The 9,639-nt window shown below is 74.4% G+C and carries 1 protein-coding gene; it reads right to left on the bottom strand.

Going from position 1 to position 9,639, the window contains the following annotated elements:
* On the bottom strand, positions 1-9,623 hold a 9,623-nt coding region (locus ACZ58N_RS38250; protein ID WP_471170072.1), incomplete at its 3' end, for a type I polyketide synthase.
* Positions 9,624-9,639: the final 16 nt, after the last annotated feature.

Below are 9,639 nucleotides of genomic sequence, written 5' to 3'. Positions count from 1 at the left end.
CCTTCCGCACCCCACTCCGGCGCAGCGGCATCCACACCGGCCGACGCACGCACCAGCCTCGGCACGAGGACGGCACCGTTGCGCACCGCGACCTCGGACTCCCCCGAGACCAGGGCCGTCATGAGGGCCTGCTCGGGCAGGGTCGTCGCGTCTGCCGTCAGGTCGATCAGGGCGAAGCGTCCGGGGTGTTCGGTGGCGGCCGACCGGATGAGGCCGGCGAGGGCGGCGCCCGCGAGATCGCGGGCGGCGCCGGCCGTCGGACCGGGCACCGGTACGGCGTCACGGGTGACGAAGACGAAACGTGAGGACGCGAACCGTTCCTCGGTGAGCCAGGACCGGACGAGGGCCAGCGCCTCGGTTGTCCGGGCGTGCACCGCTTCGGGGAACAGGCTGTCGGCGGGGGTCGGGTCGGTGGTGACGAGGACCAGCTCCGGTACGTCACCCTCCGCGGCCGCCAGGGCGCTCGCGTCGGCGTACTCGATGCAGTCCAGGCCGGGTATCGGCTGGCCCACGACGGCCCGGGGGACGGACCGCGCGTCGGCCGTGCCGGGTGCCGGGAGGAGCCCCTCGGTGGGGAGCGGCGTCCACTCGACGTGGAAGAGGGAGTTCGGGCGCCGGTCGCGGGTCGCGGCGCCGATCCGGTCGGGTGAGAGCGTGCGAAGGGCCAGTGAGTCGACCGACGCGACGGGCCGCCCGGCGGGGTCGGCCAGTTCGAGGGAGACCGCGCCCCGTCCGGCGGAGGCCAGGCGGACGCGGGCCGCCGCGGCGCCGGCCGCGTGCAGGCGTACGCCGCTCCACGCGAAGGGCAGGCGGGCGCCCTGCGCCCCGTCGGCGTCGGGGCCGGTGGTGAGGGAGGAGTCGAGTGCGAGGGCGTGCAGGGCGGAGTCGAGCAGTGCGGGGTGCAGTCCGAACGCGTCGGCTTCCCCCTGCGCGTCCGGGGCGAGGGCGAGCTCGGCGAAGAGTTCGCCGTCGCCCCGCCAGGCCGACCGCAGGGCGCGGAACAGGGGTCCGTAGGCGAGTCCGGCGGCATCGAGCAGGGCGTACGCCTCGTCGACCGGGACGGGGGTCGCGCCTGCCGGGGGCCAGACGGCGAGGTCGGCGCCGGTGGCGCGGACCTCCTCCGCGAGGAGTCCGGCGGCGTGCCGCAGCCACGGTTCGTCGTCGGCGCCGGCCGGGCGGGAGTACACGGCGACCGGGCGGCGACCCGACGGGTCGGGTGCCCCCACGGTGACCTGGACCTCGACGGCGTCGCCGGTGTCGGGCAGGACCAGCGGTTCCTGGAGGGTCAGTTCGTCGAGGGCGGGGGCCCCGGCCCGGTCGCCGGCGTGCAGAGCCAGTTCGACGAGGGCCGTGCCCGGGACCAGTACTGATCCCAGGACGGCGTGGTCGGCGAGCCAGGGGTGGGTGCGCAGCGACAGCCGTCCGGTGAGGACGTGTCCGTCGGCGTCCGCGAGGGAGACGGCCGCGCCCAGCAGGGGGTGGCCGGCGGCCGCGAGGCCCAGTCCGGTGGCGTCGCCGGGCAGCGGGGTGCCGGTCTCCGGCCAGAAGCGTTCCCGTTGGAACGGGTAGGTGGGCAGGTCGACGCGCTCGGCGCCGGATCCGGCGAAGTAGGCCGTCCAGTCGACGGTGACGCCGCGGGCGTGTGCCCGGGCGAGCGCGGAGGTGGTGGTCTCCGGTTCGGGGCGGTCGGCGCGCAGCGTCGCGGTGAAGGCGGCCGGGGTCGGGTCGGTGAGGCAGTCCTGGGCGAGGGCGGAGAGGGTTCCGTCGGGGCCGAGCTCGACGTACGTCGTGACTCCGGCGGCTTCGAGGGCGCGGACGCCGTCGAGGAAGCGGACCGTTTCGCGGACGTGCCGGACCCAGAAGTCCGCCGTAACCATCTCGCCGTCGGTGATCAGGGCGCCGGTCAGGTTCGAGACGACCGGGATGTGCGGGGCGGTGTACGTCAGGCCCTCGACCACCTTGCGGAAGTCGTCGAGCATGCCGTCCATGTGCGGGGAGTGGAAGGCGTGGCTGACGGTGAGGCGCTTGGTCCTGCGGTCGGGGAAGGACGCGGCGACGGCGGTCGCGGCGTCCTCGTCGCCGGCGATCACGACGGCTCGGGGGCCGTTGACGGCGGCGATGCTCACCCGGTCCGTCAGGAGCGGGAGGACCTCCTCCTCCGAGGCCTCGACGGCGATCATCGCGCCGCCGCCCGGCAGGGCCTGCATCAACCGGCCGCGTGCTGCGACCAGTTCGCAGGCGTCGTCCAGGTTGAGGATGCCCGCGATGTGTGCGGCGGTGATTTCACCGATGGAGTGGCCGGCCACGAAGTCCGGTCGCACGCCCCAGGATTCGTAGAGCCGGAACAGGGCCACCTCGACGGCGAACAACGCAGGCTGGGTGTACTCCGTACGGTTCAGCGGTTCGGGGTCGGTGCCGAACAGCACGTCCCTCAGTGGGGGTTCGAGGGGGATGCGGTCGCACACCGCGTCGAGGGCTGCCGCGAACACCGGTTGTTCGGCGTACAGTTCGCGGCCCGTTCCGATCCGCTGGCTGCCCTGTCCGGTGAACAGGAACGCGGTGCGGCCGGTCCTGCCGGCGATGTCCCGGGTCAGGCCGGGGGCGGTGCTGCCGGCGGCGAGCGCGTCGAGGGCGGTGACGGCCGTGGCGCGGTCCCGGGTCACGATCACCGCGCGGTGGTCGAAGGTGGCACGGGTCGTGGCCAGGGAGTGGGCGACGTCGACGAGTTCGAGGTCGGGGTGGGCGCCCAGGTGGGCGCTCAGGGCGCGGGCCCGGTCGGCGAGGGCGGGTCCCGTGCGGCCGGACAACGGCAACGGGAACACGCCGGGGCGCGTGCCGGCGTCCGTCGCGGCGACGGAAGCGGTGGGGGCATCCGTCACGGCGTCGGTGTCGATGTCGACGGGGGCCTGTTCGATGATGGTGTGGGCGTTGGTGCCGCTGATGCCGAACGAGGACACGCCGGCCCGGCGCGGGCGGCCGGTCTCGGGCCACGGCACCGATTCCGTGAGCAGGCTGACGGCGCCCGCCGACCAGTCCACGTGCGGTGACGGCTGCTCGGCGTGCAGGGTTCGGGGCAGGATGCCGTGCCGCATCGCCATGACCATTTTGATGACGCCGGCGACACCGGCGGCGGCCTGGGTGTGCCCGAGGTTGGACTTGATCGAGCCGAGCAGCAGCGGCTGCCCCTCGGGCCGGTCCTGGCCGTACGTGGCAAGAAGCGCCTGGGCCTCGATCGGGTCCCCGAGGGTCGTGCCGGTGCCGTGCGCCTCGACGGCGTCGACATCGGCGGCCGTCAGACCGGCGCCGGCCAGCGCCGCGCGGATCACCCGCTGCTGCGAAGGCCCGTTCGGCGCGGTGAGGCCGTTGCTCGCACCGTCCTGGTTGACGGCGGAACCACGGACCACCGCGAGCACCGGGTGGCCGTTGCGGCGGGCGTCCGACAGCCGCTCCACGAGCAGCATGCCGACACCCTCACCCCAACCCGTACCGTCCGCACCCGCCGAGAAGGCGCGGCAGCGGCCGTCGGCGGACAGGCCGCGCTGCCGGCTGAAGCCGACGAACGTGCCCGGTGTGGCCATGACGGTGACACCGCCGGCGAGGGCCAGGTCGCATTCGCCGGTGCGCAGGGACTGGATGGCCATGTGCAGGGCGATGAGCGAGGACGAGCAGGCGGTGTCGATGGTGACGGCAGGACCTTCGAGACCGAAGGTGTACGAGACGCGTCCCGAGGCGATGCTGCCGGTGCTGCCCGAACCCAGCGAGCCGTCCGCGCCGTCGGCCGATCCCTCCAGCAGGGCGGCGTAGTCGTGGTACATGACACCGGCGAAGACGCCGGTCCGGCTGCCGCGCACGGTGGCCGGGTCGATACCGGCCCGTTCGAAGGCCTCCCAGGTGGTCTCCAAAAGCAGCCGCTGCTGGGGGTCGGTGCCGACCGCCTCGCGCGGGCTGATCCCGAAGAACGCCGGGTCGAACGCGGCGGCGTCGTGCAGGAATCCGCCGTGCCGGGTGTACGAGGTACCGGGGTGGTCGGGGTCGGGGTGGTAGAGGGACTCGACGTCCCATCCCCGGTCGGCCGGGAAGCCGGTGATGGCGTCGCCGCCGCTCTCCAGCAGCCGCCACAGTTCCTCGGGCGTGGTCACGCCGCCGGGGTAGCGGCAGCTCATCGCCACGATGGCGATCGGGTCGTCGTCGGCGCCGGTGACGCCTGCCCCGGATGCGGCGGCCGGGTCTTGGGTCGCTTCGGGGCCGCCGCCGAGTTCGGCGGAGAGGTGGCGGGCCAGGGCGAGCGGGGTCGGGTGGTCGAAGACGAGGGTGGCGGGGAGTCGGTGGCCGACGGCCGCGCCGAGCCGGTTGCGGAGTTCGACGGCGGTGAGGGAGTCGAAGCCCAGGTCGTTGAAGGCGTGTTCGGCTTCGATGGCGTCCGCGCCGCCGTGGCCGAGCACGTCGGCGACGTGGCCGCGGACCAGGTCGAGGAGCAGCCGTTCCCGTCCGGGCGCGTCGAGGCCGAGGAGGCTGCGTTCCAGCCCGGTCGGCTCCGCCCCGGTCCGGGCGGGGCCGGCGGCGGCGGTGCGACGTACGGGGGTGCGGACGAGACCGCGCAGCAGCGGGGCGACGCCCGTCCCGGCGGCGGGCGGGGTCAGCCGCATCGGGACGAGGAGCGCGTGTTCCACCCCTGCGGTACCGGCGGGGGTGTCGGCCGCGGGGGTGTCCGTGCCGAGGGCGTCGGCGAGGTCGAGGAGGGTGAGGCCGTCGGCGGCGGTGAGCCCCTGCACTCCTCCGCGCTTCATCCGTTCCAGGTCGGCACGGTCCAGGGCGCCGCCCATGCCGTCGGTGTCCTCCCACAGGCCCCAGGCGAGGGAGACCGCCGGGAGTCCCCGGGCACGGCGGTGCTGGGCGAGGGCGTCGAGGAAGGAGTTCGCGGCGGCGTAGTTGCCCTGGCCGGGTGCGCCGAACACGCCCGCGGCCGAGGAGAACAGCACGAACGCGGACAGGTCGAGGTCGCGGGTCAGTTCGTGGAGGTGGAGGGCCGCGTCGGCCTTGGGCCGCAGGACGGTGTCGAGGCGTGCGGGCGTCAGCGACTCGATCACGCCGTCGTCCAGGACCCCGGCGGTGTGCACGACCGCGCGCAGCGGGTGGGCGTCGGGGACGTCCGCGAGGGCGGCGGCGAGGGCGTCCCGGTCGGAGGCGTCGCACGCCGCCCAGGTCACGTCGGCGCCCAGTTCGGTCAGTTCGCGCGTCAGCTCCGCCGCGCCGGGCGCGGTGTCCCCGCGGCGGCTCAGGAGGAGCAGGTGCCGGGCGCCGCGTGCGGCGACGAGGTGCCGGGCGACGAGTCGTCCGAGGGTGCCGGTGGCTCCGGTGACGAGGACGGTGCCCTCGGTGTCGTGGGCGGGTGCCCCGGCCGGGTTTCCGGCGCCGGCGGGGACCCGTGCCAGGCGAGGTGCGTAGGCGACGCCCTCGCGCAGGGCGACCTCGGGTTCCGGGCAGGCGAGGACGGCGGCCAGGAGGGTACCGAAGTCGGTGCCGGCGTCGGCAGCGGTCCCCGGGTCGGTGCCCGCATCGGTGTCGACGAGGACGAAACGGCCCGGGTGTTCGGACTGTGCGGAGCGCACGAGTCCGCGGACGGCGGCGGAGACGGGGTCGGGTGCGTGGTCCGCGGCGCGGACGGAGACGGCGTCCCGGGTGAGGAGGACGAGGCGGCTGTCGGCGAGCCGGGCGTCCGCGAGCCAGTTCCGCAGCAGGGCGAGCGTGTGGTGCGTGGCCGTGTGGACGGCCTCCGGTGTGAGTTCCCGATCGGCGGGGAGGCGTACGAGGACCGTGGCCGGTGCGGGCCCGTCGGCATCGAGGAGCGTGGTCGGCTCCCCGGCGACGGACGACGCGTCGAGCAGCGGGGGCAGTGGGGCCACCGGGTCGGTGTCGGCCGTGGCGGGCGGGGTCAGCGGTGTCCAGGCCACCCGGTACAGGTGGTCGTGGGGGCTTCCCGCCCCGGGCGTCCCCTGGATGTCCGGGACGGTGCGCAGGGTGAGCGAGGCGATGTCGGCGACGGGTTGTCCCGCTCCGTCGGCGAGGGACAGCGCCACGGTGTCCGGTCCGGTCGCGGACAGTCGTGCGCGCAGTGTGGAGGCGCCCGACGCGTGCAGGGCCACCCCGTTCCAGGAGAACGGCAGCCGGCCGCGGCCGGTGTCCTCGACGAGTCCGGCGAGGCCGATGGTGTGCAGGGCGGCGTCGAGGAGCGCCGGGTGCAGTCCGAACAGGGCCGATTCGGCGCGTTGTTCGTCCGTCGCCTCGATCTCGACGTACGTCGCCCCGTCGGCGGTCCAGGCCGCGCGGACGCCGCGGAACGCGGGCCCGTAGTGGAGTCCGGCCTCGGCGAGCCCCGGGTAGAGCTCGTCGACGGCCAGGGGTGTGGCGTCGGCCGGCGGCCAGGTGTCGGGGACGAAGGTGGGCTGCGGGGCGCCGACGGTGAGGACGCCGTCCGCGTGTCGGGTCCACGGCTGCCCGACGGCGTCGGATGCGGACCCGGGGGCGTCGGTCCCGGGCTCGGGCCGTGAGTGCACGCCGAGGGGGCGCCGGCCGGTGGCGTCGGGGGCTCCGACCCAGAGCTGGAGCTGGACGCCGCCGCTGGGGGGCAGGACGAGCGGGGCGTGGAGGGTGAGTTCCTCCAGCAGGTCGCAGCCGACCTGGTCGCCGGCGCGGATGGCCAGCTCGACGAACGCGCTGCCGGGGAGCACGACGGAACCGGTGACGGCGTGGTCCGCGAGCCACGGGTGGGTGTCCAGCGAGAGCCGGCCGGTGTGGAGGAACCCGTCGAGGTCGGCGAGGGCCACGGCCGCGCCGAGCAGCGGGTGCCCGGCGGCTCCCAGTCCGGCCGCGGAGACATCGCCCGGGGGGCGGCCCGCGTCGAGCCAGTAGGGCTCGCGTTGGAAGGCATAGGTGGGCAGGTCGACTCGCTCGAAGCCGGTGCCGGCGTAGTAGGCGTCCCAGTCGACGGTCACGCCTCGGACGTGGAGCCGGGCGAGGGCCGCGGTCAGGGTGTCGGTCTCGGGGCGGCCGGTGCGGAGCAGCGGAACGAGGGCGGCCGTGCCGGTGTCCTCGGGCAGGCAGTCGGCGGCGAGCGCGGAGAGGACGGCGTCCGGGCCGACTTCGAGGAAGTGCACGACGTTGCGGGCGGCGAGGGTCCGGATGCCGTCGAGGAAGCGGACGGTGTCGCGGACGTGCCGGACCCAGAACTCGGCCGTACCCATCTCACCGTCGGTGATCAGGGCGCCGGTCAGGTTGGAGACGATCGGAATGCGCGGAGCGGAGAACGACAGCCCCTCCACCACCCGACGGAACTCGTCGAGCATGCCGTCCATGTGCGGCGAATGGAACGCGTGACTGACCGTGAGCCGCTTGGTCTTCCGGTCGGCGAACGAGGCGGCGACGGCGGTCGCCGCGTCCTCGTCACCGGCGATGACGACCGACTGCGGGCCGTTGACGGCCGCGATGCCGACCCGGTCCGTCAGCAGCGGCAGGACCTCATCCTCCGACGCCTGGACCGCGATCATCACGCCGCCCGCGGGCAGCGCCTGCATCAACCGGCCACGGGCCGCGACCAGCGCGCACGCGTCGTCCAACGACAACACACCCGCCACGTGCGCCGCCGCGATCTCACCGATCGAATGCCCGGACAGGAAGTCAGGCTTCACACCCCACGACTCGACGAGCCGGAACAACGCCACCTCGACCGCGAACAGAGCCGGCTGCGTGAACCGCGTCTCGTGCAGCAGAGCAGCATCCGAACCGAACAACACCTCACGCAACGGCTGATCGAGATCCATCCGCTCGCACACCGCGTCCAACGCCGCCGCGAACACCGGATACGTCTCGTACAGTTCACGCCCCATGCCGAGGCGCTGACTGCCCTGACCGGTGAACAGGAACGCCAGCTTGCCGGCGATCGGGCGGCCGCGGGTGACGCCCGCAACGGACGTCTCCGGGGTCGCGGCGGCAAGGGATTTCAGCGCGTCGACGAAGCCGGGCGCGTCGGCGGCCGTGAGGACGGCGCGGTGTTCGAAATCGGTGCGTCCGCTCGCGAGCGAGCGGGCGACGTCGCCGGCGCCCGGTCCGGGGCGGGCGGACAGGTGGGCGTGCAGTTTCTCGGCCTGGGCGCGCAGGGCGGCCGGTGACTTGGCCGACAGGTTCCACAGGGCCGGTACGGGGGCGGTGGCCGGTGCGGTGGATTCCTCGACGGAGTCCGGGGCCGGTGCCTGCTCGATGATGGTGTGCGCGTTGGTGCCGCTGATGCCGAACGAGGAGACGCCCGCACGGCGGGGCGCACCGGTCTCCGGCCACCGTCGGGATTCGGTGAGCAGCCGGACGGCGCCCTGCGACCAGTCGACGTTCGGTGTGGGCTCGTCCACGTGGAGCGTCGCGGGCAGGACGCCGTGGCGCATCGCCATGACCATCTTGATGATCCCGGCGACACCGGCCGCGGCCTGGGTGTGCCCGATGTTGGACTTGATGGAGCCCAGCAGCAGCGGCCGGTCCTCCGGGCGGTCCTGGCCGTAGGTGGCGAGGAGGGCCTGGGCCTCGATGGGGTCGCCGAGGGTGGTGCCGGTGCCGTGGGCCTCGACGGCGTCGACCTGGGTGGCCGAGAGGCGGGCGCCGGCGAGGGCTTCGCGGATGACGCGCTGCTGGGAGGGGCCGTTGGGGGCGGTCAGGCCGCTGGAGGCGCCGTCCTGGTTGACGGCGGTGCCGCGGACCACGGCAAGGACGGGGTGGCCGTTGCGGCGGGCGTCGGAGAGGCGTTCCAGGACGAGCATGCCGGCGCCCTCGCCCCAGCCGGTGCCGTCGGCGGCGGCGGCGAAGGACTTGCAGCGGCCGTCGCCCGCGAGGCCGCGGTGGCGGCTGAACTCGGTGAAGGTGCCGGGTGTCGACATGACGGTGACGCCGCCGGCGAGGGCGAGGGTGCATTCGCCGCCGCGCAGGGCCTGGACGGCGAGGTGGACGGCGACGAGGGAGGACGAGCAGGCCGTGTCGACGGTGACGGCCGGGCCCTCCAGGCCGAGGGTGTAGGCGATGCGGCCGGAGGCGATGCTGCCGGAGCTGCCGTTGCCGAGGAAGCCCTCGATCTCCTCGGGGACGCTGAACAGGCGTGCCGCGTAGTCGTGGTACATGAGGCCCGCGAAGACGCCCGTGCGGCTGCCGCGCAGGGTGGTCGGGTCGATGCCGGCGCGTTCGAATGCCTCCCAGGAGGTTTCCAGGAGGAGCCGCTGTTGCGGGTCCATGGCGATGGCTTCGCGCGGGGAGATCCCGAAGAACGCGGGGTCGAAGTGGTGGGCTTCGTGGAGGAACCCGCCGACCTGCTCGTACGCCTCGATGCCGCTGTCCGGGTCGGGGTCGAAGAGGACCTCGGTGGGCCAGCCCCGGTCGGCGGGGTAGGGGGTGACGGCGTCCCCGCCGTGTGCGACGAGGTCCCACAGGGCTTCGGGGGTGTCGATGCCGCCGGGGTAGCGGCAGCTCATGGCCACGACCGCGATCGGCTCCTGGTCCCGCTCCTCCACCTCGCGCAGCCGTCGCCGGGCCTCGCGGAGATCGGCCGTCGCCCGCTTGAGGTAATCGAGGTACTTCTCCTCGTTCACCATTCTTTACGCCATCCCC

The sequence above is a fragment of the Streptomyces sp. NPDC040432 genome, assembly GCF_055595445.1.
Note: the sequence above shows the minus strand (reverse complement) of the source record. Positions and strands in the feature narration are given on the sequence as shown.